The following is a 24,725-nucleotide window of genomic DNA, read 5'->3' as shown; positions in this document are numbered from 1 at the left end:
CTTATGAAAACTAAGGAACTAAAGGTTGACTCATGAAAAAAGAGCAGGTTTTCACCTGCTCTGCAATCTTCTGACGTTTTTATGTTTGTTTCTTTTGAGTATGTCTGTTCCTGATGTTTCCTAACTCTCTAGTAGCAAATATTACGTACTTTATTGATCGTTTCACAAGATGACGTGTGCTTTCACCACACTAAAAATTTATGAATTAGGACAAGTATCCTAACATCAACTTATAAAAGTAGGCTTTTAACCCTATCAATAATGTGGTTTTTCAACCACGCTTCGGCATTCAACCCTGCCTGTCCGTAGGCATTTTTTACTCGGGTTTATATTTGCTAGAAAACATCATCTCATTTTCTAAGCTTTATTACTATATCATGTTTTTAAGAACTTGTAAAGTATTTTACGAAAAAAATATAAAAAAGTTCGCAAAATATTTGGATTCTATTTGATTTAATACTAATTATTCTCTTGTAAACGATTATAAAGTGAACAAAATGATTATCATATTTAATTTAAAATTTTTTATGCCATTCTATACTCTTTATCTTCGGTGTTTCATCTATCAGAGAAGATGTCGACATTTTTATATCATTAAAATCGTGCAACTTTTTTCAGATACTTTTAAAAGATTGATTTCATTATCTGTTTCCTTTATACTGGATAAAAAGGAGAATAATATGTCAGAAACAAATCACGAAATTGATTCCAATTTTGCAGGTCGTTTAAATATCCTGCGTGCGGGTGTTCTTGGTGCAAACGATGGGATTATTTCCATTGCTGGTGTGGTTATCGGGGTTGCCAGTGCCACGACCAATATCTGGATTATCTTTTTATCAGGATTTGCAGCTATCTTAGCTGGTGCCTTTTCAATGGCTGGTGGAGAATATGTATCCGTTTCAACTCAAAAAGATACCGAGGAAGCGGCCGTTGCGCGTGAGCAACTCTTGCTAGACCAAGATATGGAACTCGCCAAAAAATCCCTCTATGCTGCCTATATCCAAAATGGAGAATGTGAAACCTCTGCCCAACTCTTGACCAATAAGGCCTTTCTTAAAAATCCACTCAAGGCTTTGGTAGAGGAAAAATATGGGATTGAGTATGAAGAGTTTACCAATCCTTGGCACGCTGCCATTTCTAGCTTCGTTGCTTTTTTCCTTGGTAGCTTACCACCAATGCTGTCAGTGACCATTTTCCCAAGTGAATACCGCATCCCTGCTACCGTCCTTATCGTCGGTGTGGCCCTTCTTCTCACTGGTTACACTAGTGCCAAACTTGGAAAAGCCCCAACCAAAACAGCTATGATTCGGAATCTCGCTATTGGCCTCTTGACCATGGGAGTTACCTTTCTGCTAGGACAACTTTTCAGCATTTAAAACACAAGAAATACCTCGATTCTGAAGTCGAGGTATCTTTTTTTACATTTGGACAATCTTGCGATAACTTCTTGAAGTAATCATGAAAATCAGCACATAGGCGATGAGGAAGATAGCGCAGATAGACAAGGTCACTGTCAACATCATAGTCGCATCCAGTACACCTATCACTTTTAGAATCAGGCTAAGCATATGGTAGGCAAAGGCTAGATGTAGGAAGGCAAAGAGCAAAGGAAGGAAGAAAACAGTTAAAACCTGTTTGTTGATGGTTTGCTTGATTTGCTTTTGATCCAAACCGACTTTCTGCAAGATAATAAAGCGTTCACGGTCTTCATATCCTTCAGAAATTTGTTTGTAGTAGATGACCAGAACAGTTCCGATCATAAAGATAATGGATAGGAAAATACCGATAAAGAAGACACCACCAAAGAGGGCACTCATCTGAGCACTAGCATCTGATAGATTACTACCGTAAACATAGCTACCTTCCGTGTTTAATTGAGCATTAAATTGATTGAGGTATTTTTCATATTCTTCAGCAACCTTGAGTTGTTCTTCTTCGCTGGCATTTACATTCATGCCACCGTAAAACTGATTATAGATAGCCGAATCTGGGAATTGATCCAAAAATGCTTGCAAATTAGGAACAACAAGGTAATTGTAATCAGTAGTCAAGATATTAAACTGATTTGGGACATGGTTGACAATGAAATCTTTAGTAAATTCTTCTTTGACAGAAAATTGATGATCATTCAGAGTTAGAGTTTTCTGTTCTTTAACTCCCTCATTCTTTGCAAAGAGTCCGACCTCATTTCCTGATAGAGACAGTTTTTGACCAGTCATAGTTTCATAATCTTTTTGGTCAAATACCATGAAAACTGTTGTGGGTTGGACACGGTTTTGTCCTTTTTCAAAAATAGTTAACTTATTTCCTGCTTGGTTCGCAACACCAAAGTAAGTGTAACGAAGAACTTCTTTTTCTTTGATATTATAACCTTTGTCGCTTGCAAACTGACTTAAGAGTTTGTCCAAATCTTCTTTTTCAACATTTTGCCCTGAAACCCCAAAGTCATGAGGATTTAGAACTTTTTTAAAGCTTTCTGAGGCATTGAAAATACTAGTCGCTGCAGACATGGTTACCAAGACCATTGTTGACAAAATAGCGATAGTTGCTAGTCCAACCGCATTTTTCTTCATACGGAAAATCAAGTTGGACACTGAGATAAGGTTATTTGGTTGGTAATAGTATTTTTTGTTTTTCTTTAAAATTTGTAGGAAGACTGTAATCCCTGCATTAAACAAGAGATAGGTGCCAATTATAACCAGCAAAACAGCTAGGAAAAAGGTTGTTAGGGCTGTAAGGGGATCTTTTACTGTAAGGGCAAGATAATAGCCAATCCCTAAACTAATGGAACCAAGGATGGTTTGAATAGGTAGAAAACGACCTTTTTTCTCCCCACTAGCTTTTTCACGGGAAAGCTGGAGGGCATTCATACGGGCGATTCGAAGGGCATTCAGGAACATGAGCCCTAGAAAAATCAAGCCAAAGACAACAAGTACTGTAATGACAACTTTCATCTGGAAGGTAGAAACCAGTTCAACCTTCAATTTCATCAGTTTGAGTAGGAAAGCGAAAATTAACTTGTCAAACAAGGCTCCAATACCGATTCCTGCTCCAACAGTTAGAATTCCAAATAGCACCAACTCTTTAAAGGTCATACCGATCAGATGACGCTTCTCCAAGCCCAACATGCCATAAATCCCCAGTTCCTTGGAACGGTTTTTCATGACAAAACTATTGGCATAGAGGACGATAATGGCTGACGCAAGGGTGACGACAAACATACCAAATCCAAGGGTAGCTTGAATTGTTTCACCTCCACGGATTTCCGAAATCTTGGGATTGAAGGTTAGAGAGTAAAAGAGATAGGTGACGGTGACTGCCAAGAGAACAGCCAGCGCAAAAGGATAGTAGAGTTTTCGGTTTTTAATCAAGTTCGATACCGCTAACTTATTGGTTAATCGAAACATACTAATTCACCTCGCTTGCCATGACAGTCAAGGTATCAGAGATTTCTTGGAACATCTGACGCTCTGTCTTCTCTCCACGGTAGATTTGGTTGTAAAGAATGCCGTCTTTGATAAAGAGTACACGTTTAGCTCTGCTAGCTGCTGCTGTTGAGTGGGTTACCATGAGAATGGTTTGACCGCGCTCATTGATTTCATCAAAGACATCAAGTAAGGCTGCAGATGACTTGGAGTCAAGAGCTCCTGTCGGTTCGTCCGCAAGAAGAATTTCAGGTTCTGTGATGATGGCGCGGGCTACTGCTACACGCTGTTTCTGCCCACCTGAAATCTCATAAGGGTACTTCTCTTGCAATTGGTTGATGCCTAGATTCTCAGCTGTCACCACCAATTTCTTCATCATTTCCGTAATGGGTCTTCTTGACAAGACAAGCGGAAGCAAGATATTGTCCTTAACAGACAGAGTATCTAGCAAGTTAAAGTCTTGGAAGACAAATCCCAATTTTTCACGACGGAAGCTAGAAGCCTGTGAATTTTTAATGGTTGCGGTGTCAGTTCCATTCAAGTAAACCTGCCCACGACTTGGTTTATCCAGCATAGCTAGAATATTGAGAAGAGTTGATTTACCAGAACCAGACTCACCCATGATAGCAACGTAGTCGCCCTTTTCTACGGTAAAGTGAATATCCTTGAGGGCTTCTACTTGGTTGCCCTGAAAACGTGTTTTATAAATTTTTTGAACGTGTTTTACATCTAAAAGTGTCATGAGAATCTCCTTTCTTAATATCCCATCAAATGAAATGTTGCTTGCATCATAGCGCATCCCAGCTGAACACGCTCGATATCTTTGTGGCTTGGTTTTCTTATTTTCTTATGTAAGGTTTGTTTCATGATGTTACTCCTTTGTTCTTTATGAGTCTAGTTTACATCAAAAAAAGACCGCTTGCCATAACCTAACCTTACAAAAGAGACTTTAATCTTACATTTTTGTAAGATTGGGGGAAATGTAGATATTTTATCAGAAATATTTTACCATAAAAAGAAGGCAAGAAGAAAACCCTTGCAAATACAAGGGTTCAAAAGTTTTAAAATAGATTAGTCGAATTCATAGACTAACAGTAAAATAACTGTTTCTACCTCACCAAAACCATCCTTCATTATCGTCAATGACTTGGGCTTCTTTGCGTTTACGTGGGCCTGTTCCGTACATTTCTGCTTCGATTTCTTCCTTGGTAGGCATGATAGAGGCTAGTATAATATAGATAATCACGCCAAGTCCAAAGTTTGCGACTGTAAAAATAGCAAATAGAAAACGAACAAGGGTAACATCAAAGTTCCACTTGTCTGACAACCCTGCCAGAACTCCTGAAATCATGCGATTTCGTCTCATTTTATAAAATTTACTGTTCATGATATTTCCTCTTTCTGCTAGGTTAGACATAGTATATCACGGGTAGGCTCGGCTTTCATCAGTCCTCAGGCTGATTTATCAGTAGCAACTTGCCTAGACAAATTCCACAGCGATAGCGTTTGGTATCAATCCTTCGTTTGCGATGATAAGTTTGCTGGCAGGATTGACAACGATAAAGCTTGATTGGCTTGGAGTTGCTATTGGGCAAGGGTGGCACAAAGCGTAACCCATCCACTGCTTTCAACAGTTCCTTAAAATCCCGATCCTTGTGTTGATAGCCCTTCCCTTGAAAATAGAGGTGATAATGACAGAGTTCATGTCGGACAATTTTCCTAAAAACATCCAAACCCAGTTCTTGATAAACCTTAGGGTTAAAATCTAAATGCCCATCTTTAGGGAAAAATCGCCCACCTGTCGAACGTAGACGAGAATTCCACCGGGCTTGATGGATAAAAGGTCTTCCGAAGTCTTCTAGCGAAACCTGCTTGACGTAATCAGTCAGTTTCATTTGGAGCCAGGAGCGACAGATTGACTTTTTCACGTTCAGTATCGATTTTCTTAACCCAAACGGTCACCAAATCTCCAACTGACACCACTTGACTGGGATGTTTGATAAATTTGCGACTCATATGGGATATGTGAATCAAACCGTCCTCATGAATTCCGATATCAACAAAGGCACCGAAGTCAACGACATTACGCACCACTCCTTCTAGCTTCTGCCCAACCACTAAGTCTTTAATATCTAGGACATCTTGGCGAAGCACAGGTGCGTCAAAGGAATCACGGAAATCTCGACCTGGTTTGAGAAGATCTGCAATGATATCTTTAAGAGTTTCAGGACCAAGGTCTAGCTCTTGCGCCATTTCCTTGACTGAAAGCGACTTGAGTTTGCTTTGAGCCTCTTCGTTCAGTTCCTTGATATCCAAGATTTTGAAGAGTTCCTTGACGGCAGCATAATTTTCTGGATGAACTCCTGTATTATCAAGGATATTGCTACTTTCAGGGATACGAAGGAAACCAGCAGCCTGCTCAAAAGCCTTGGCTCCCAGACGAGGAACTTTCTTGATTTGAGCGCGTGAAGTGATTTTTCCTTCTTCCTCACGGTATTTGACAATATTTTCAGAAATGGTTTTATTAAGTCCAGCTACATGGGAAAGAAGAGCTGGGCTGGCCGTATTGATATTGACACCGACTTGGTTCACCACGGTATCTACGACAAAGTCCAGACTTTCAGATAGTTTCTTCTGACTGACATCATGCTGGTATTGGCCAACACCAATTGACTTAGGATCGATTTTGACCAATTCAGCAAGGGGATCTTGCAAACGACGGGCGATAGAGATGGCAGAACGCTTTTCAACGGTTAAGTCTGGGAACTCCTGACGAGCAAGTTCGCTGGCAGAATAGACCGAAGCACCACTTTCATTGACGATAACATAGCTGACTTCTGGAAAATTTTTAAGAACTTCTGCCACAAAGGCTTCACTTTCACGACTAGCCGTTCCATTTCCGATGGCAATAATTTCCACGCCGTATTGACCAATCAAGTATGCCAAATCTTTCTTGGCTTCTTCGATTTGGCGAGCAGATGCTGGTTTGACAGGATAAATAACCTGTGTCGTCAGCATTTTCCCAGTTGCATCAACAACGGCTAGCTTGGCACCTGTACGAAAGGCAGGGTCAAATCCAAGAACCACGCGCCCTTTCAGCGGAGCAACCAAGAGAAGATTGCGCAGATTATCAGAAAAGAGTTGGATAGCCCCTTCCTCTGCCTTTTCAGTTAATTCTGTCCGAATGCGTCGCTCGATAGCAGGCAAGACCTTTTTCTTAACTGACTGTTGGACAACTTCATCAATATAGGCATTTTTGACCTTGAAACGAGCAGCAAAGAAGGCTAGAATACGGTCCGTAGCATGTTCAAAACCGACTTTCAAAATCCCTAGCTTCTCCCCACGATTGAGGGCCAAAGTACGATAACCTTGCATAGTTCCAACTGTCTCAGAAAAATCATAGTAAATCTGAAAAACCTGCTTTTCATCAAGGCTTTCATCCTTAACTTGAGAAGTAAGTTTAGAGTGTCTCAACACCTCCTGATAAGTCATAGCGCGCAGTGTCACATCTTCCGATAAGGCTTCGACCAAGATATCAACTGCACCAGCCAAAGCTTCCTTCCCTGTCGCAAATCCTTCACAAACAAACTTCTCAGCTTCTTTCTCTAAGTCAGCTACATTCTGCAAAATTAAACGAGCAAGTGGGAATAGCCCAGCTTCACGGGCAATGGTTGCCTTGGTCCGACGCTTTTCCTTATAAGGAAGATAGAGTTCTTCTACGTCTGCTAATTTTTCAGCAGCTAAGATAGCCTCTTCCAATTCCTTGGTCAACTTGCCTTGTTCTTGAATCTTAGCCAAGACAGCTTCCTTACGGTCGTTGAGGTTAGTCAAGCTTTTATCCAAGTCGATAATGGCCTTAATCGCCACCTCATCCAGACTACCAGTCATGTCCTTGCGGTAACGCGCGATGAAGGGAATTGTCGCCCCTTCAGCTGTCAAACTTAGAACGGTATCGATTTGCTTTAACGTCACTCCCAAATCCTGGGAGATTTTTTCATATTTTTTATCCATGAATCTATTATACCACAAGCTAATCGTTTCAAATTAGCTCTTACAGTATTTAAAAACAATATGTGGAGAATAAATTTGCTTCATATCAATATTCTATGGTGCAAATAACGTATTATTTATATAGCATTGCCGCCTTTTTTTAACCAAGCCATGATATCAAAAGTATTTAATGGATCAGACACAATAGCCAGTTCTGGAAGATGTTCCTGTCCTGGAATAACGCACTGACTTTTTTAATTTTTATCGAAATAAAAAAACCGCAAGCCTGATCCTGCGGTGGGTGCAATCTATTTTGAAATTTTAAATAGAAAAGGGGCATTTAAGCCCCTCTTTTGAAATAACGGACATTTGGCTGGTCGGTGTACCCAGCATCTCAGATACCTTTTTCAAGGTGAGGCAGGAACCTTTCTGCCCTCAAATATCTTTCGTTAATGTTATTCTAGCACCATCTACTTTTTTTGTCAAACTTTCTCAATCTACCAGACTTAATCAGGCTTTATCAAGCTCTATTATTCGTTAGATACTCAATTTTAACTTTTCCCTTTTCCTCAAAATAATAGTATAATAGAGGTAGAATTTAGAATCGAGGTACACCTATGGCTGTAAAATTTACAAAACGAGACGACTTGGACAAGATGTTTGAAGAGTTTGCTAAACTCCCAGATTTGAAACAAGTCACTTTCCCTGATGACAAAGAGAAAAAAGCCAAAGCAGAAAAGAAAAACTAGATGACTGCTTTCCAACAACTCCCATCTAGTGTACTTCAGACTGGAGCTATTTTTCTCTCCATTATCATTGAAGCTCTCCCCTTCGTGCTGATAGGAAGTATTGTCTCAGGGCTGATTGAGGTCTATATCACACCTGAAAAAGTTTATCATTTTCTCCCTCGAAATCGTTGGGGGAGAATCTTTTTTGGGACCTTCGTTGGGATTCTTTTCCCCTCTTGTGAATGTGGGATTGTCCCTATCATCAATCGTTTTCTGGAAAAGAAGGTTCCCAGTTACACGGCCGTTCCTTTTCTTGTGACAGCACCTGTTATCAATCCCATTGTACTTTTTGCGACTTATTCTGCCTTTGGAAACTCCTTCCATGTCGCCCTGTTACGAGCTCTAGGATCCATTGTTGTGGCTGTTATACTTGGGATTTTTCTAGGATTTTTCTGGCAAGAACCCATTCAAAAAGAAAATAGTCTGGCTTGTCACGAGCATGATTTTTCTCACTTTAGCCCTGCAAAAAAAGTTTTTCAGGTCTTTGTGCAAGCCATTGATGAATTTTTTGATACGGGGCGTTATTTGGTATTCGGCTGTCTCTTTGCCTCTGTTATACAGGTCTACGTTCCTACACGCATTTTGACTTCTATCAGTGCGACCCCTCTTTTTGCCATCCTGCTCTTGATGCTTTTGGCCTTTCTTCTTTCACTCTGTAGTGAGGCGGATGCCTTTATCGGTGCGTCTCTTCTTTCTAGTTTCGGTTTGGCACCAGTTCTGGCCTTTCTTGTGATTGGCCCAATGCTGGATATTAAAAATATTCTCATGATGAAAAATTACTTGAAAGCACGATTTATCAGTCACTTCATAACGATTGTAACTCTGGTCGTTTTAGTCTATTCTCTCTTGATTGGAGTCATCCTATGATTCGATTTTTAGTTTTAGCTGGCTATTTTGAACTGACTATTTATCTCCATCTGTCGGGCAAATTAAACCAGTACATCAACATGCACTATTCCTATCTGGCCTATATTTCCATGGTGCTTTCTTTTATATTGGCTATTGTTCAATTGTATATCTGGATGAAGCAAGTCAAAATCCACAGTCATCTAAATAGCCGATTGGCGAAGGTAACAAGTATTGCTCTTCTGGCAATTCCAATTGTTGTTGGTTTAACTTTCCCAACTGTTAGCTTGGATTCTCAGACCGTATCTGCCAAAGGCTATCATTTCCCCTTATCAGAAGGAACGGATCAAGCCATTCAGACCAGTGAAGGGACGACAAGCCAATATTTGAAACCAGATACCAGTTCTTATTTCTCAAAAACAGCCTATGAAAAGGAAATGCGAACAGCGGCGGATAAATACTTGTCCCAAGATAGCATTCAGATTACGAATGAAAACTATATGGAAGTCATGGAGGCTATCTACGACTATCCAGATGAATTCGAGGGCAAGACAGTCCAGTTCACAGGCTTTGTCTATAATGACCCCAGTCATGCCAATAGCCAATTTCTGTTCCGTTTCGGCATTATTCACTGTATCGCAGATTCCGGTGTGTATGGATTGCTGACTAAGGGAAATACCCGTCAGTATGAAAATAACACCTGGATTACAGCCAAAGGAAAACTGATCAATCACTACCATAAAGAACTCAAACAAAATCTCCCAACCTTGGAAATCGACAGCTTTACCAAAGTCGATAAACCAGAAAATCCATACGTATATCGCGTGTTTTAAAAGAAAAAACGAACAAGTTCTCTTCTGAATGACAGAAAAAGAGCCTGTTCGTTTTTTGTTATATGAGACTTAGTGACTTGTAGATTTAAATCTTATACCATTTCAAGTAATATAAGTAACTCAATGAGAACAAGAGAGCCACTCATTAATTAGACTAGCTATTTCTTTAGGTGCTTCAGTATAAAGTTCATGGCCAAAGTTCTCTAGAAAAATAGTATCAAAATAGTCTGGCAATTCTTTTAGGGCTTCCTCTCTCCATCTAGCTTCATTAGGATAGCGAGGACTAATAAATAAGGTATCCCCCACTTCTCTCTTAAAAGCTTGGATTTTCCGCCGTAGTCGAAGAATCGCTTCTATATTTTCAGAATTTATAGCTAACTCATATCTATTATACTCCGCATTCCAGTGATAAGACTGTCTTACAGCTTCTTCCATATTTTCTGACCAATGCTTTGCTTCAGATTTCTCTTTAGAAATAAGAAGAGCTAAGTCCGAAACAACTTGAGATTCGATATAGTTTTTAGCTTCCTCTAACTCTGTATCTAAAGGTAAAATCTTATCTAAATCTAGATAGCCTCCATCCAAAAGAATCAGTTTTTTCACTTCATGAAATTCCGATGCGAGATAACGAGCCAAATCTCCTCCAAGAGAATGGCCTATCAAACAGATAGATTCTTCCTCCACAATCTCATTTTTAAACCATGATTTCAAATCTAACTCGCTTTGAAAAAATCTTTCATACGGATTTAGAAAACAGACCTGTGAATCTAGTTCTTGAAGAAAATCCTTGCTATGATAGACATTGCTTCCTAGACCGCCAATAAAAAATATCTTCATTCTCTACTTAATACTATGCTTATTCATCTTTTGTTCAAAGATAGTCGTGATAATCTGACACAATTCCTCGCGTTCTTTTTCTGGAATTTCACCACTTGTTTGAGCTGCAGCGTAGAGTTCAGGATGTTCAATTGAAATGCGTTTAATCGTACGTGTCGTAGCATGTTTTCTGACGAAAAATGGGATGCGCTTAATCAAGTCTTGTGGAACGAGTGCAAGAATCTTCTCAGCAGTTTCCTTGTCACTAATCTTAGACGTAGTCAGCCCCTTCTTAATCATTTCCTGTTCTTTTTCTGTAAAATCTTTTAATTCCATTCGATTAGTCCTCCTATTTTCTTTAAGTTAAATTATATACCAATTGTAGCAAGCCGACAAATAGTCTGTTTATAAAATACTCTCGATACTACAATTTTCCTGTCGCTCATAATTGCTCTTTAATGAAAAATCACAAATCCTTTTGGAGAGATGACAAGCTGATTCTCCAATTCTTGGCAATTGCTTGCTAGTGAAACTGCTTCTTTTTGTAAATGATAATCTTCTTTTGATTGGTTGAAAATGGCTTTGAGGACTTGGTTATCGTAATTCCATTGCAAGGTTAGTACATCAGCTTTGATTTCTTGGAGGCTGTACATGCCGTGCTGAATGGTTGCTGACGCATGTTGGCGAATCTTGATTAGCTTCTTGATAAAGTTCAGCATATCATTGTCACTTGATACACGTTCCCAAGGCATACAACGACGACAATCTGGGTCTGGTCCTCCAGTCAAGGATAACTCTGTTCCGTAATAGATACACGGTGTTCCCTTTTGTAAAAAGAGGAAGGCTAAGGCTGACTTGACCAGTTGAGCGTCTTCATTGGCCGTCCACAAAATACGTTCTGTATCATGCGAATCTAGAAGATTAAACATCACTTCTGAAATCTGCTGCTTGTAATACATAGATTGCCCATTGATTTCATCGGTGAACTGATCCGTTTTCTTAACACCTCGTAAGAAATAGTCCTTGATACTATCAGATAAAGGATAATTCATGACCGCATGGAACTCATCTCCATTTAGCCAAGGCTGAGCCGTATGCCAGACTTCTCCTAAAATATAAAGATCAGGCTTTTTAGCTAAAACTGCCTTGCGAAAATCCTTCCAGAACTGATGGTCAATCTCATTAGCCACATCCAAACGCCAAGCATCGATATCAAACTCTTCAATCCAATAAGTCGCAACCTTTAAAAGATAATCCTTGATCTCTGGATTGGCTGTATTTAGCTTAGGCATATAGTCCTCGAAACCAAAAGCATGATAGGGTAACTCTCTCTTATTGGCTAGCTTTTCAGTCGTCACTGGGAATTGTTGAATATGGAACCAATCCTTGTAAGCAGACTGTTCACCATTTTGGACAACATCTTGCCATTGAGGAGATTGCGAACCAATATGGTTAAAGACAGCATCCAGCATGATTTTCATACCTCGCTGATGCGCTTGCTCGACCAGATCCCGAAATGTCTCCTTGTCTCCAAAATGACGGTCAATTTCAAAGTAATCTGTCGTATTGTACTTATGATTGCTCGTAGATTCAAAGATAGGACAAAGATAAAGTCCAGTAATGCCCAGGTCTTGCAAATAATCCAGATGGTCTATAATCCCCTGTAAATCACCACCAAAGAAATCATCACTCTTAGGTGTGACAGATGAATCCCAATCTAAAGTCCCTTCTGGGTTTAATCGAGCATTTCCATTAGCAAATCTTTCAGGGAATATCTGATACCATACCGTATTTGAAACCCAGTCGGGAACCTGACAGGCATCAATCTCATGAATATAAGGTAGTTTAAATCCATTTCCAATAGCATGAAGATTTTCTATAGAATTTTTCACGCAGCCTTTATCGCCGTACAAAATGCTCTGGCCTTCTGTATCTGTGACTTCAAAGAGATACTGGATACGCGCAAAGTCAACAGAAACTTCAACATGCCAATAGTCAAATAAGGCGTCGGAAGTCAGCTTGACCATTTCCTTTGTATCTTGATAAAACTCCTCCATAAAGATAAAAGGGTCCCCGTAATGCAAGTTGATGCTTTTAATGTCCCCTTTCTTAGTTCGAATCCGAATATGAAGTTTCTTATCCTTATAAAGATAGGCAAACTCAGACTCTGGCCTATGGTAAATAGCACTTAATTCCATTAACTTGTCTCCTAAAGTTTTGATTTAAATTTTACGCAAACGTTTTCAAAAAAACAATAAATCCAGTATACTATTTTTGTAAACTATTTGCAAGAATAGTCCATTTTTAAAAGAACTATCTTTTTAAGTATACAAAAAAGCCTCAAAAAGGCTTTATCTATATACTATTCCTCTTTCGGTTTTGAAAATACTTCAATATGTTGGCCCAGTACCTTAATCTCTACAGGTAGGTCATCTGACTTATCGCCGTCAACGTCTGACTCCAATTCACTATCAGAGGAGATTTTAATATTGCGCGCTTTGATATATTCGATATTATCATTTGCGACAACATCGCCTTTCAATAAATCAGGAATGACGGATAATTTAGAGAATAGAGACGCATCTTTCAGAATCAAAATATTGGCATAGCCGTCCTTGTTTTCTTCAAAGATTTTTTTGTCAGCGAAGTAATTTGTCAAGAGAACCAAAACATGGCTCGCTTCACCAATATAATTTCCATTTTCTGTCTCAACCTTAATGTTAAAGACCTGATCTGTCATGACAGACTTCATGGTGTTTACAGCATAGGCTAAAATACCGAATTTTGTCTTGTCCTCGATTTCAACATTGTGAATCGCCTCAGGCAGAGAACCGATACTAAAGATATAACCAAAATAATTGTCATTCGCTTTACCGATATCAATCTTATTGGTTAAGTTAAAATCGAGTTCATCAATCGCGCCATCGATGTCTTGATTGATTTCCAACAGTTTTGTAATGAGGTTACCCGTACCGCCTGGGATAATACCCAACTTAGGAATGTAGTCTCTCTCAGCAATACCCGAAATGACTTCGTTGACAGTCCCATCTCCACCAAACACAACCACTGCATCGTACTGCTCACTAGAAGCTTCCTCAGCAAAATGTGTTGCATCCAGCGCCTTTTCGGTAATTTTGGTTTCCACGTGCTCAAAGTATTCTTTTGCTTTATTTTCCAGCTTATCTTTGTAATTCAAAGCCTTCTCGCCACCAGAGGTAGGGTTGATAATTACCATTGCTTTTTCCATTAATTTTCTCCTTAATCTTCGTTAGAAATCTTTATATTTCATTATATGAAACTAAATGTATCCCTATTATACAATGAAAACTCAGAAAAGAGAAATCTGACGTACTGGAGATTGATACGCTTTTATTCTATTTTCCCATCGTATAACTACATCCTTTAAGGGTTCATCCAAGTAAGAGTAGGTCTTATCCTTGATCCAATCAGGAATACCATAACCTGCCTCTGCAATGCTACCAGTTATTGCAGCAAGTGTATCACTATCGCCACCAAGAGAAATGGCATTCCTTATCGCATCTTCGAAATCTGTACTCTCAAGAAAGGCGATAATGGCTTGAGGGACAGTTTCCTGACATGTTTCGTTAAAACGATAGTTAGGACGGATTTCATCTAAAGTTTGAGATAGATTATAGCCATATGTCTTCTCTATATAATCCTTAATCCGTCTTTTACACTCTGTATGATTGTCATTAATTGGTTGCTCATATTCTCTACAATAACCACCAAAGTAAAAACGGCACAGAAAGATAGAATCAGCTGTAGCCATAGCACCTTTGACACCTTCTGGATGATTATGAGTTACCTCTGCAGAAAGACTCGCAAGTCCTCTAGATGATGGCCACGTACCAGTTCTCTCATAGACATTACAGTCCATGACCCAAGCACATGGAGAAACACGCATAGCTGATCCATTCCCAAAGCTATTATAAGGCTCACGATTATCGCTGTTTAGCCATGCATTAAACCGATCACCGTAATCAGCATTCGGATACATTCTGCCATATTTCTTCATCGCGTCAATGAAGTCGACTTTTTGTCCCCCATTCATAATCGCTTCTGCAACAGCACAGGTCATAACCGTGTCATCTGTAAAAAAGCAGTCTTTCCGAAATAAAGGAAAGTCCTTCGTTTTGATATTGTTCCATTCGTAAACAGAACCTACAATATCTCCAACAATTGCTCCAAGCATAAGATTCCTCCATGTGAACTATTGGTTTAGACTGATTTTTCTACTTCCCATACTCTTTTATTTTATCAGCATATTCAGTCAAAAGATTTTTTGAATAAATTTTTTCATTACTTGAATTTCTAACTTCTTTCCAAAGAATAGATGCAACTTTTAACTTGTTTGAGTAGTTACGACTATTTTCGTCTGCACAGAAATCCTTTAAAAATTGATTCCATTGACAAACCGAATGATCATACTTGGCATAGTCTGAATTTCCATAATAAACTTTTAGCATATCTTGGATTGTAAAATTCAAATCATGTTCTTTTTTTACTTTTCTCCAAGCAGTCGCCATATCAGCAGTAAATTTAAATGGGGAAACCTCTGTTAAAGTTGCGAAATATTCTCTAAAGTGTGTATTAAAGGAGAATCCACATTCAAGTAAGGGCGTATCTAAGGCAACGACTTCTACTTGTTTCTTTTTCCTTTTTATTGATGATTTTTTAATCAAATTACCCTTAAAGTACTGCTCAATAATATGATTGAGTTCTTATTTTGTACCTATATATTCAAGCCCTAATGACTTGCATATCTGTGAAAGTTCATCCCGATCCCGATACCAATAGAATTTATTAAATTCATCAAAGGATGTGACTTTATCAAACTCAGGTCTGCTTTCTATCAATATAATACCTCCTTAAAACCAATTTAGGTTGTCATCTCAAAATAATGGAGTTTTAATTTCTTTATTTTGAGGATTAGCTACGTTTCACTAACAAGCTTACACATTTGATATGATGCATTTGTGAGACCTGCGTTTCTCTAACAAACTTACACACTCGACGTGTGGTAATATTCTGCTTTTATACTAATAAACAAAAGGTAATGAAAATCATTTTAAAATGATACTGTGGAACGGAAAGATTATCACTACTTCCAAAAGAAACGACATTCATAACTCCACTTAAAATTACAATTGAAAATTCTCTAACATTAATCACCTAATTAACAAATCGTTACTTTCAATAATGGATAAGCTGATCTAAAATTTAAAATCCTTTTCTTTACTAATTCTATTACTAGCCAATATAGTATAAATTAAATGACCAATAAAAATGATGATAAAAATAACATAGCTGCCAGTCTTACAACTTACTACTTTTCATATGATAATTTACAAATGTCTTTCCAGCCACTCGATCTTTTTAAAATCCTTATTGTTATTGTGATCATTTCGATAGGAGTCTTGAGAAGAAGCTTTGTAAATACTTAGATACTGCTCCAGACTTGGAAGACGAAAAGTGATGTCTTCAATGTGAATAAGCCCTATATCCGATTCCGAAACTCCTGCAAAATCAAGTAAGGAATCGATACTTCCAAATTCAACACTCACTCTATCCTTTTGGAATTCATGCTCATGAATATCTATTAAGACGTAGCCTAAGTCTTTCATCACTTTCATTATCTTGTCCCAGTCATAAATTCTGAGATGATCAGGTGCTTCCCAACCTCTAGGATCACCAGGCACATGAATGTCAATGTCAGACGGCCCCCAATTTTCTTTCGTTCTAAACTCCAATCCCAAAGAACCCATCAGTGTCGGTGTAATTCCGACTCGATTTAAATGGAAACCAATGGTTTTAAATTCTTCAAATAAGAGACTCATGTTTACTCTAAACCTTTCATCTAAATGTTCGTTATTTCTACTTTATTACCTTGAACAAAATCATTTTCATTTTCTAGAGTATATCCAGTTATTTTAGATACAAATTCTTTTCCTTCTTTTAAGGACCCAAATGCGACTAGATCTTTATTAAGAAGGATTTTAATATGATTCCAACATATACATCTCTAGTCCTTCTGATCTTTGAACGATTATCCACATTTAACAAACAAGCTTACACATTCAGCGGTTCGCTATTACAGTATCGTTTCGTCGTAATCTCCTCACTCTGCGACAGCTATACCCTAGGGCACCTTCTCGACCTTCGGTCTCACCGTGTCGCATGGGCGTAGCATCTACTTCTATCTCGCCGATTCCTTGGCTCGTACAAGCAGTGATACGGCCTCAACATGTGGTGCTAGCAAACTTATATATTATAGAACGAAAATGATAGAATCAACATTTAAATAACACTTTTTAACGAGTGTATATACTGTCTTATATCAAATGGCCGTTTAAAATAAATGTGTAAAAACTAAAAACACAAATTTACCAGTAGTACCTTTTCTCACTTAGATATTGTTCTTTTTGTTCTCTAGAATTTTCATGATTTCTGATTCCTAATAATTCGTCTGTTGAAGAAACTATTGGGTCGATCCAGTCAGCTTTGGATCTCATCCAATCAATTTCCTCTTTACTAAGTTTCCCTACTATCTCCAGTTTATCAGCCATCAGTCTTAAATCATTTGCTGTTTGAAAATCTTCTAGCATATTAAGAAGAGACATTGTCCGTTTCTTCTCTTCTTCGATTCTATTTTGTAATTTTCTTTTTCGCTCTTGTTCTTCTTCGTATAGTCTTTCTCTCTCTTCACGTTCAAGTCGTAAATTCTTAACTTTATAATACTCTTGGTAAATTAAAACAATTATTTCTGGTATTGATTGTTCAAGTGTGAATTCTTTAGTATCTTTAATGTATTTACCATCTATTATCTTAAATCGAAATTTTCCATTTGGAATATAGTCATACTTCTTTATTCTTGGTTTAAAAGCATATCTATTAAACTTAACGCTATCATTGTACTCTGCTAGTTCTTTAGCTTCTTCTTTTGTTAATTCATGACTTACTTTGTCTGTTGATTCTATAACTTCAAAACGAACAATATCCTTTTCAATTTGAATATCCCAATTTGAAGTTACATTATCACCGATTTTTTCAATTACAGTAACTAGTGTATCCAAAAAGCGATATAAACGAGGAAGAGAATTTAGTGAAATATTTTTACAAATTTAGGTTCTTTTAAATCATTATATCTGTGCCTAGAATCAAAGTAAGGATAGGAAGCAGCTTTTTCCCTCTTATTCCACTCTGCAATTTTATCCCTTAGATTAGCTACAGATTTATGTAATCTCTTATTTGGAGACTGGTTTAGATTTGAAACTGTTTCAATAATACGCTCTATTTTATCGTCCTCTAAGAATGATAGTGAACTTCTTATACTAGTTGTATCAAGTTTAACAGTATCTTCTTTTTTATCTTCCGTACTATCTTCTTTATGTTTAGCAGCTTTAATTCTACTGTTCTTTAAACTTTTTCTATCAATATGAATCTCATTTATGTCATTTTGTGGTAATGGAACGATAAGTTCACTTAAGTCTTGTCCAGTATTCTTACAATACCAATAACTACCCTTTGGAATTGGAATTTCAAATTCTTTACATTTCTTGAGTAAGTCAGAATAACTTAAATCATATTTTAATGAAACTTGTTTCGCACTTATCTCCCAGATTTCTTCATAGAGTTCTTCTCTAGAAAAGGTCTTTATCATCTTCATTTGAAACACCTTTACCCTTATATTTTACATCACCGTTTTTATATTTACCAAGCGAAAACGCAAATTCAAAAACTTCTAATTATTCACTTCTGCATTTTCGCTTAATATAAAAAGTAAATCTTGTTTTAAACCGTTAAATTCCTCTATAATTTTATCTAAACTAGTTTCAATATTTTCAACACGGATCTCTGATAGCTTACCGTGATTGTATGAAATCATTCTTTCGGCGATAATATGATATGACCAACTCTCAGTGAAACGTCTATCTCTTTCTTCGTTATGAATAGCAAAACCAATTGGAAGAAGATTGTTTCTAAGACCTATCGCAACTGCCTGTGAACTTATACCTAAATAATCACCAGCAATTTTTAATGTGATTTTATTTAATTTTCTAATATCTTCGTCGGTATATTTCGGCATGTTAGTACTCCTTTGTTATAATTCAAAATGCAATAGTTTTCGAGCTGTCTTAAAATGTAAATAACAATGCTCCTATGAACGATATCTATTATGTTCATCAGCTTTTAAATCGTTATAAAATTCAGTTGATGATTTAATAATCATATCGATGGTTTCCATACTTCCTGCTTTCCTAATCAATCTTCAAATATATAGCGCTTTCATTATTTTCTTAACCTATTATATCATTATTCAAAACAAAAAACTGCAACTTACTTGTTGCAGTCACGCACAGATTTACTTCTGTTCCTTTTTAGAAACTTATATTTTCATTTTTAGGCATAGTAAAAACATCATTTTTTTCAAAATAAGGTTTTACCATTTCTTTCCATCTAGCTTTATGAAAATTGATTGAGTTTAAAGGAGATAGGCCATAATTTCCCAATGCATAACCATCATTCACTTCAACAACAAGTGTTCTGCCATCACGAGTAACACCGATATCTAGCCCATAAGCGACTGGCGCATCTTTCCAACATGATATGGCTTCATCAATTACACTAGGATCAAATTGTGCATGATAATCACCTGTATAGGGTCGAACATCTAATACTTGACCATCTAACACAAAACACCGCCATTCTGCTATGAATTCTACAACTTCACTAATCCAGATAGGATAGTCGAAAGGTAGACCAATACCTATCAAATCTCGAGTACCATTAACAACTCTTCCAGTAAAGACTTTTGAACCAGCTTTAGGTTTAATAAATTTTCCCCAATTATCAGGTATATTTACAATCTCTCCTAAAACGCCTGCATAAATCTTTCGACCATAAAACTCTTTAAGCTCAATAGGATAGTCGTAAACCGGAACGTTTAACCCCATCATTTTTAATAATGCTCTGGTCTCCGTTATATAATCTACAACTGTATCATCGCTTGTTAACTGTTTTATTTCAGAAAAAGATTGATATAAAACAACTTCTTCTCCTTGTAAGTAAGCTCCTACTTGAGCATTGTATTTATTAATTGAAACCTCACTTGGCATTTTACTTTGTCTAATATAAACAGCCATTTTATCACTCCTATATCACTAGTGTTGCACCTTGTTGTAAAAAAATAATAGCAATTTTGCTGTTATTTTTTTGAGTAAATAGCTCCCATAATATCATCGAAATAATCAACGGTATTTAGGAGTAATTCTATAACTTGGGATTTTGTTAAACGCATTCCTCTTCTATCTCTAGCATCTTCTACTAAATTTTCAAGTTTCTCTAAATTTTTATCATCCAAGCTAATCATTATTCTATTTTTATCAGTTGCCATTTTCTTCACCTCTAGTTAATTCTATCACAGGTGTTACACTTGTGTCAACTACTTTTTATAATATATTAGTTTAAAAATGGAGAGGATTTTTAACACAGTAACTTTAAATCTTTGGCATTAAAAAATTTTCACAGTATTTATAGAAGTAAAATCTGTCTCAAATAAGTTATCAAATCTAATATAAATTATGAGCGGTTACTCTAATACTTTCCCTCTAAACAAGAAAAAGGCTTACACTCAAGGGTTTTCTTAACCCCGTTCGTTACAACGTTTTGACGCTTTTACTAGCAAAGGTCCATACTCACAAGGAACTTTGGTTGACTATTGAATCTCTTCAACCTCTTCTTTAACATATCCCTCTACATCTTCAATCTCTAAAAATATTGGGTCTAAGTAACACAAGAAATGCCAATCTTCGGCACCTTTTTTTCTGTAGAGAATCGCTTCGCCGTCTTCACTTCCGAAAAAGCTTCTGTCTACTTCATATCCACTGCATTCTAGAAAGTCTTTTGCCTGCCGATAGTTCTCTTCTCTTGCTTCCACATAGGTTTTAACTTCATCGTTGTTAACAACATAGGCATCGATTTTGGAATAGCCTTCAATTACTTTTTCGTTTGGTTCGGATAGATTCGAGATTTCTTTCCAAATAATGTCAACATTTTCCTCAGGATCGAACATAAATTTAGATAAAGGAACAATATTTCCGTTAAAAATAATTTCCATATAATCCGGTATGTTTTTAGGATTAAAATATTCCACTTCAAAACCATCTTCTGTTTCCAGAGTGTATCCCGGGATTTGAGCTACAAAGGCTTTCCCATCTTCTATGGAATCAAACGCAACTAAATCTTTAGAATAATCATTTTGGTACAATTTCAATATAACCATCGATAATCTCTCCATTTTCATTATTAGGCTAATGTAAATAAGCACGTCACTTGACCAGTTAAGACTTTCTGTATCATTTCGTCGGTACCTTTCCTCATTCTACGAGTCCTATCCCATGGGCGAACTCAAAAGGTTTGAGGAACCTTTTGAGGATTAACTACGTTTTTCCAACAAGCTTACACACTCAACATGTGGTAATATTTTTCTTTTATACTAATAAACAAAAGGCAATGAAAATCATTTTAAAATGATACTGTGGAACGGAAAGATTTTCGCCAGTTTCAAAAGAAACGACATTCATCATTCCACTTGAAATTACAACAGAAAATTCTTTAACATCGATTATCTAGATAGACCGATTGTTACATTCAATAATGGATATGCTGATCTAAATTTTAAAATGTTGTTTCCTTACTAATCCTATTACTCGCCAATATAGTATAAATAAAATAACCAATAAAAATGATAATAAAAATAACATTAATTTTTAACACAAAATAGAGATTTAACAAATTTGCGAACGCATGAAATAATATACAGTATCCCACAGATTTCGTTTGACGATAAAGAAGCCCTAAAACAAAACTTAAAAATAATGTATATATAAAAAATAAAATAAAAGGAAATCCTTGATGACTTTCTCCAACTATAAACCATAAAGGCAGATGCCAAATCCCCCAAATTGATCCTACAATCAAATTAGATTGCCAATAAGTATATTTTTTATCAAGTAACGGTTGTAATATACCTCTCCATCCTAATTCTTCATGTCCACCACCAAAAAAAATTAATTGTATAAAGAATAGCGGCATTAGATAAATTGATACTCCGTTTAATTCCAAGGAAGATACAGAAAATAGTATCAAAATTACTAACAAATGAATAATGAAATAAATACTACTATTTTTTCTTTTATTAAATACAAAATGTTTAAATTTTATATTATTACTTTTCAAATAAAAGCCAGTTGCAATAGCTGGACCAAGTGCACCTACTATATGTAACATTCTTCCTATAAATGTTTCTAATCCCAAAATATGAGATTGAGTAAATATGGCAAGAAGCCCCCAAGCTATATAAGTAATTCCAAATGTACAATAAAGATAATTTTTTAAATTCCTTTTATCAATTTCTGTCATTTTATCTTCCTAATCTTGATTATTCTACGTATAATATTTTTTTACTGCTTCTTAGTTGCTCTCGATTATAACTACCTATATTCTATCACAAAAACACACAAAAAAAAGCCTTACAATCAAGACTTTTCATTATTGATTCATACCAAGCTTTCTATGCTTTTACAAGTAAAGCTACACACTCAACATGATGCGTTTGCGGGAATAAGTCAACCGGCTGGACTTTCTTCAACTCATAACCCAACTCTTGGTAGAGTTTGATATCACGCGCCATGGTTGCGACATTACAAGAGATATAGGCGATGCGGTCTGCTCCTGTTTGAGCGCTTGCTTTGATGAAGATTTCGGTCAAGCCCTTGCGTGGTGGGTCAACCAAGATAACGGTTGGTTGAATTCCTTCTTTGAGCCAATTTTTCATTGCATTTTCAGCTGTATCGCAAACATAGTGAGCATTTGAAATATTGTTCAGTTGAGCATTCTTCTCGCTATTTTCAACCGCCTCTGGAATCACTTCAACACCATAGACTTCCTTAACGTGCTTGGCGACTGATAAACCTATCGTTCCAATTCCTGAGTAGGCATCAATAACCACATCATCTTCTTTTAATTCAGCAAAGTCAATGGCTGTTTGATAAAGTTTTTCAGCCATTTCAGTATTGACTTGGTAAAATGCTGGTCCAGCGATTTGGTAGTCATTTCCCAACATTTGGTCGGTAATATAGTCTTGACCATAAAGCGTACGCCATTCCTTGCCAAAAATCGCATTGGTGTTTTGGTCGTTGATATTTTGCATAACCGACACAATCTCAGGGAACTGCTTGATTAGTTGTTCAATCAATTGCTCCACTCGGAAAACTTTAGGACGAGTTGTCACCAAAATCACCATGATTTGTCCTGAGTAGTGGCCACGACGCACCACAAGGTTCCGAACCAAGCCGGACTGTTCCTTTTCGTCATAAGGTTTCAAATCATAACGACGGAGCAAGTCGCGTAGGGCTACAACTACCTCATCAATCACAGGATCTTGGATAAAGAAATCTTCTAGAGGCATGAGGTCATGGGAATTCTTACGGAAAAATCCTGTTTCCAAGACACCATTAACACGACGAACAGGCACCTGAGCCTTGTTGCGATACTTGACTGGATGTTCCATGCCAAGCGTTTCAGTAACCTCTACATCTGCAATTCCAGCAATCTTGTAGAGACTGTCCTTAACTTGCTTGGTTTTAAACTTAAGCTGTTCTGGATAAGCAAGATGACCCAAGTCTGCGATTCCTGAACGCAGATAAGCCAGATCTAGATTTTGATTACGGTGTGGCGACTGGACAAGGTATTCTTCAACCTTCCCAAATCCAATCCTTTTATTGACCTTGAGGACTCGCATGAGAATTTTTTCACTTGGTAAAGCATTCTCTACAAAAAAGACCAAACCATCCACCTTGGCAACTCCTGCCCCTTCATGGGTCAAGTCAACAATTTCAACTTCTACAATATCATTTTTCTTTAACATTCTCTTCTCTTTCTATTGGCCGACAAAAAAGACGGCAACGTTACGGTTACCATCTATTATACCATGAAATTTCTTAAGAACCAAAACTCTTGAAGAAGTTGACAAGGGCTTGCCAGAGGGAGCTTAAGAAGTTACCGCCGTCCTCTAGCGCCTTATCAGCATCAAAGTTAAGGTTAATATTTTTAAAACTGTCGCCAGCTTGTGATACGATGCTTTGTTTAAGGTCATTCAGGGTTTTAGTGAAGTCTGCATTGCTGAGGATATCACTCTTTGAGAGATTCAAAGCAAAATTGATGATGATATTGATCTGGTTTCCTGTTATGACCTGATCAAGTTTGTAATTTTTCAAGGTATCTTCAACGATTTTGCGGACATCTTCTTCTGTCAGATTTCCCTTGCTTTCTTTAGCTTTGGCGAGTCCTGACTTGATATCGGCTAGGGCAACGTTTAATTTATTAGCATCATAGCCAGTTTTGTCCTTATTTTCAGCATTGATATCTGACAAAGCCTTCAACTCTTCTTGAGCCAAGTCTTTGTTGGCTTGCGGCACCTTGGCTCCATTAGCTTCTAGCGAATAATAAATCCCTGCTAAAGCACTCTCACCTGTAACTGGAATGGGGGATGCAACAGTGATTTTGGCGTGTTCCACACCCAAGGTTACGGCTGCGTTTCGGTACATATCCTGAGTTACCTTAGTGATGTTTTCTGGTGTTTCAATCTTGACCTCAAGTGGCGACTTGTCACCTAGTTTTTGAATTTTGGCTGATGAATACAGTTGTAAGCTAGAGTCATTTGCCACATTCATGATTTTAGAATAGACATCAGGTGTCATGGTCTTGAGTTCTTTGGTGTCTGTTGAAGCATTGTAGCCTAGTTTTTTAAGAGTTTGATTTTTTTGGTCTTCAGATAGTGAAGAACCTAGAACATATTCAGGTTGAACATAAGTTTCATCGATAACTTTTTGAACATCTGTTGCTGCATGGGCGCTACTCATAGCTGTTACTGCCCACAAGACCGCAGCACTGGTCAGAAAGAGTTTCTTTCTCATAGGGAATTCCCTCCTTTACCTTTCTAGAGT

At 37.2% G+C, this 24,725-nt stretch carries 22 protein-coding genes and 2 pseudogenes; 4 read left to right on the top strand and 20 right to left on the bottom strand.

The genetic code is table 11. The annotated features are described in order from the left end of the window. Positions 1-680: 680 nt before the first annotated feature. The gene (locus tag AXK38_05025) at positions 681-1,376 is read left to right on the top strand and encodes a hypothetical protein (GenBank protein AMH88643.1); all 696 of its coding nucleotides are present in this window, start codon (positions 681-683) and stop codon (positions 1,374-1,376) included. A 42-nt stretch (positions 1,377-1,418) separates the two neighbouring features. Here AXK38_05025 and AXK38_05020 read toward each other — a convergent pair whose 3' ends face one another. The 5 genes from AXK38_05020 to AXK38_05000 form a co-directional block, all read right to left on the bottom strand. Continuing rightward, positions 1,419-3,407 (bottom strand): peptide ABC transporter permease, encoded by a 1,989-nt coding sequence (locus AXK38_05020; GenBank protein AMH88642.1) that lies wholly within the window; start codon positions 3,405-3,407, stop codon positions 1,419-1,421. Position 3,408: 1 nt separating this feature from the next. Next, a complete protein-coding gene (locus tag AXK38_05015) occupies positions 3,409-4,167 on the bottom strand; it encodes a bacteriocin ABC transporter ATP-binding protein (protein AMH88641.1) in 759 nt (252 codons plus the stop codon). Positions 4,168-4,539: 372 nt separating this feature from the next. Next, a complete protein-coding gene (locus tag AXK38_05010) occupies positions 4,540-4,812 on the bottom strand; it encodes a hypothetical protein (protein AMH88640.1) in 273 nt (90 codons plus the stop codon). A gap of 58 nt (positions 4,813-4,870) precedes the next feature. After that, positions 4,871-5,320 (bottom strand): SprT family protein, encoded by a 450-nt coding sequence (locus AXK38_05005; protein ID AMH88639.1) that lies wholly within the window; start codon positions 5,318-5,320, stop codon positions 4,871-4,873. Next, positions 5,307-7,436, bottom strand: a complete 2,130-nt coding sequence (locus AXK38_05000) for an RNA-binding transcriptional accessory protein (protein ID AMH88638.1) — start codon at positions 7,434-7,436, stop codon at positions 5,307-5,309. Before AXK38_05000 ends, AXK38_05005 begins: the two co-directional genes overlap by 14 nt. Before the next feature lie 596 nt (positions 7,437-8,032). Between AXK38_05000 and AXK38_04995 the strand changes: the two genes are divergently transcribed. Genes AXK38_04995 through AXK38_04985 form a run of 3 tightly spaced genes read left to right on the top strand, consistent with a single transcriptional unit; the run spans position 8,033 to position 9,882 of the window. Continuing rightward, a complete protein-coding gene (locus tag AXK38_04995; GenBank protein ID AMH88637.1) occupies positions 8,033-8,164 on the top strand; it encodes a hypothetical protein in 132 nt (43 codons plus the stop codon). Continuing rightward, complete coding sequence (locus AXK38_04990) at positions 8,165-9,070, top strand: hypothetical protein (GenBank protein AMH88636.1); 906 nt, start codon at positions 8,165-8,167, stop codon at positions 9,068-9,070. Then, positions 9,067-9,882 (top strand): phosphate ABC transporter substrate-binding protein, encoded by an 816-nt coding sequence (locus AXK38_04985; protein ID AMH88635.1) that lies wholly within the window; start codon positions 9,067-9,069, stop codon positions 9,880-9,882. The genes AXK38_04990 and AXK38_04985 overlap by 4 nt, the downstream gene beginning before the upstream one ends. A 120-nt stretch (positions 9,883-10,002) precedes the next feature. On the opposite strand, the gene AXK38_04980 is transcribed toward AXK38_04985, so the two are convergent. From AXK38_04980 to AXK38_04910, 15 genes and pseudogenes are all read right to left on the bottom strand, one after another. After that, on the bottom strand, positions 10,003-10,719 hold the full coding sequence (locus AXK38_04980) for an alpha/beta hydrolase (protein AMH88634.1): 717 nt from the start codon (positions 10,717-10,719) through the stop codon (positions 10,003-10,005). Between the two features lie 3 nt (positions 10,720-10,722). Then, positions 10,723-11,034 (bottom strand): hypothetical protein, encoded by a 312-nt coding sequence (locus tag AXK38_04975; protein ID AMH88633.1) that lies wholly within the window; start codon positions 11,032-11,034, stop codon positions 10,723-10,725. Between the two features lie 119 nt (positions 11,035-11,153). Further along, positions 11,154-12,896, bottom strand: a complete 1,743-nt coding sequence (locus tag AXK38_04970) for an alpha-glycosidase (GenBank protein AMH88632.1) — start codon at positions 12,894-12,896, stop codon at positions 11,154-11,156. A 164-nt stretch (positions 12,897-13,060) separates the two neighbouring features. Next, positions 13,061-13,945, bottom strand: a complete 885-nt coding sequence (locus AXK38_04965) for a lipid kinase (protein AMH88631.1) — start codon at positions 13,943-13,945, stop codon at positions 13,061-13,063. An 81-nt stretch (positions 13,946-14,026) separates the two neighbouring features. Next, a complete protein-coding gene (locus AXK38_04960) occupies positions 14,027-14,911 on the bottom strand; it encodes an ADP-ribosylglycohydrolase (protein AMH88630.1) in 885 nt (294 codons plus the stop codon). 40 nt (positions 14,912-14,951) lie between these two features. Then, positions 14,952-15,575, bottom strand: a pseudogene (locus tag AXK38_04955) (hypothetical protein). A gap of 489 nt (positions 15,576-16,064) precedes the next feature. After that, positions 16,065-16,556, bottom strand: a complete 492-nt coding sequence (locus tag AXK38_04950) for a phosphoribosylanthranilate isomerase (protein AMH88629.1) — start codon at positions 16,554-16,556, stop codon at positions 16,065-16,067. 546 nt (positions 16,557-17,102) lie between these two features. Continuing rightward, a pseudogene (locus AXK38_04945) lies at positions 17,103-18,385 on the bottom strand (cellulose synthase). Positions 18,386-18,460: 75 nt separating this feature from the next. Further along, positions 18,461-18,805 carry a hypothetical protein gene (locus tag AXK38_04940; protein ID AMH88628.1) on the bottom strand — a complete coding sequence of 115 codons (345 nt, stop codon included), beginning with the start codon at positions 18,803-18,805 and terminating at the stop codon, positions 18,461-18,463. A 292-nt stretch (positions 18,806-19,097) separates the two neighbouring features. Continuing rightward, a complete protein-coding gene (locus AXK38_04935; GenBank protein AMH88627.1) occupies positions 19,098-19,862 on the bottom strand; it encodes a hypothetical protein in 765 nt (254 codons plus the stop codon). A gap of 62 nt (positions 19,863-19,924) precedes the next feature. Continuing rightward, positions 19,925-20,113: a CopG family transcriptional regulator gene (locus tag AXK38_04930; GenBank protein AMH88626.1), complete on the bottom strand. Its 189-nt coding sequence runs from the start codon at positions 20,111-20,113 to the stop codon at positions 19,925-19,927. 321 nt (positions 20,114-20,434) lie between these two features. Continuing rightward, the gene (locus AXK38_04925; GenBank protein ID AMH88625.1) at positions 20,435-21,001 is read right to left on the bottom strand and encodes a hypothetical protein; all 567 of its coding nucleotides are present in this window, start codon (positions 20,999-21,001) and stop codon (positions 20,435-20,437) included. A 395-nt stretch (positions 21,002-21,396) separates the two neighbouring features. Beyond that, positions 21,397-22,140: an abortive infection protein gene (locus tag AXK38_04920; protein ID AMH88624.1), complete on the bottom strand. Its 744-nt coding sequence runs from the start codon at positions 22,138-22,140 to the stop codon at positions 21,397-21,399. 151 nt (positions 22,141-22,291) lie between these two features. After that, the gene (locus AXK38_04915) at positions 22,292-23,647 is read right to left on the bottom strand and encodes an RNA methyltransferase (protein ID AMH88623.1); all 1,356 of its coding nucleotides are present in this window, start codon (positions 23,645-23,647) and stop codon (positions 22,292-22,294) included. A gap of 73 nt (positions 23,648-23,720) precedes the next feature. Further along, positions 23,721-24,695, bottom strand: a complete 975-nt coding sequence (locus AXK38_04910; GenBank protein AMH88622.1) for a hypothetical protein — start codon at positions 24,693-24,695, stop codon at positions 23,721-23,723. Between the last annotated feature and the right edge of the window lie 30 nt (positions 24,696-24,725).

The sequence above is a fragment of the Streptococcus mitis genome, assembly GCA_001560895.1.
Lineage (GTDB): Bacteria > Bacillota > Bacilli > Lactobacillales > Streptococcaceae > Streptococcus > Streptococcus mitis_Q.
Note: the sequence above shows the minus strand (reverse complement) of the source record. Positions and strands in the feature narration are given on the sequence as shown.

Excerpts from the sequence above, each read along its gene's own strand:
- AXK38_05025 (AMH88643.1), top strand. The coding sequence starts at position 681 with ATGTCAGAAACAAATCACGAAATTGATTCCAATTTTGCAGGTCGTTTA.
- AXK38_05020 (AMH88642.1), bottom strand. The coding sequence starts at position 3,407 with ATGTTTCGATTAACCAATAAGTTAGCGGTATCGAACTTGATTAAAAAC.
- AXK38_05015 (AMH88641.1), bottom strand. The coding sequence starts at position 4,167 with ATGACACTTTTAGATGTAAAACACGTTCAAAAAATTTATAAAACACGT.
- AXK38_05010 (AMH88640.1), bottom strand. The coding sequence starts at position 4,812 with ATGAACAGTAAATTTTATAAAATGAGACGAAATCGCATGATTTCAGGA.
- AXK38_05005 (AMH88639.1), bottom strand. The coding sequence starts at position 5,320 with ATGAAACTGACTGATTACGTCAAGCAGGTTTCGCTAGAAGACTTCGGA.
- AXK38_05000 (AMH88638.1), bottom strand. The coding sequence starts at position 7,436 with ATGGATAAAAAATATGAAAAAATCTCCCAGGATTTGGGAGTGACGTTA.
- AXK38_04995 (AMH88637.1), top strand. The coding sequence starts at position 8,033 with ATGGCTGTAAAATTTACAAAACGAGACGACTTGGACAAGATGTTTGAA.
- AXK38_04990 (AMH88636.1), top strand. The coding sequence starts at position 8,165 with ATGACTGCTTTCCAACAACTCCCATCTAGTGTACTTCAGACTGGAGCT.
- AXK38_04985 (AMH88635.1), top strand. The coding sequence starts at position 9,067 with ATGATTCGATTTTTAGTTTTAGCTGGCTATTTTGAACTGACTATTTAT.
- AXK38_04980 (AMH88634.1), bottom strand. The coding sequence starts at position 10,719 with ATGAAGATATTTTTTATTGGCGGTCTAGGAAGCAATGTCTATCATAGC.
- AXK38_04975 (AMH88633.1), bottom strand. The coding sequence starts at position 11,034 with ATGGAATTAAAAGATTTTACAGAAAAAGAACAGGAAATGATTAAGAAG.
- AXK38_04970 (AMH88632.1), bottom strand. The coding sequence starts at position 12,896 with ATGGAATTAAGTGCTATTTACCATAGGCCAGAGTCTGAGTTTGCCTAT.
- AXK38_04965 (AMH88631.1), bottom strand. The coding sequence starts at position 13,945 with ATGGAAAAAGCAATGGTAATTATCAACCCTACCTCTGGTGGCGAGAAG.
- AXK38_04960 (AMH88630.1), bottom strand. The coding sequence starts at position 14,911 with ATGCTTGGAGCAATTGTTGGAGATATTGTAGGTTCTGTTTACGAATGG.
- AXK38_04950 (AMH88629.1), bottom strand. The coding sequence starts at position 16,556 with ATGAGTCTCTTATTTGAAGAATTTAAAACCATTGGTTTCCATTTAAAT.
- AXK38_04940 (AMH88628.1), bottom strand. The coding sequence starts at position 18,805 with ATGCCGAAATATACCGACGAAGATATTAGAAAATTAAATAAAATCACA.
- AXK38_04935 (AMH88627.1), bottom strand. The coding sequence starts at position 19,862 with ATGGCTGTTTATATTAGACAAAGTAAAATGCCAAGTGAGGTTTCAATT.
- AXK38_04930 (AMH88626.1), bottom strand. The coding sequence starts at position 20,113 with ATGGCAACTGATAAAAATAGAATAATGATTAGCTTGGATGATAAAAAT.
- AXK38_04925 (AMH88625.1), bottom strand. The coding sequence starts at position 21,001 with ATGGTTATATTGAAATTGTACCAAAATGATTATTCTAAAGATTTAGTT.
- AXK38_04920 (AMH88624.1), bottom strand. The coding sequence starts at position 22,140 with ATGACAGAAATTGATAAAAGGAATTTAAAAAATTATCTTTATTGTACA.
- AXK38_04915 (AMH88623.1), bottom strand. The coding sequence starts at position 23,647 with ATGTTAAAGAAAAATGATATTGTAGAAGTTGAAATTGTTGACTTGACC.
- AXK38_04910 (AMH88622.1), bottom strand. The coding sequence starts at position 24,695 with ATGAGAAAGAAACTCTTTCTGACCAGTGCTGCGGTCTTGTGGGCAGTA.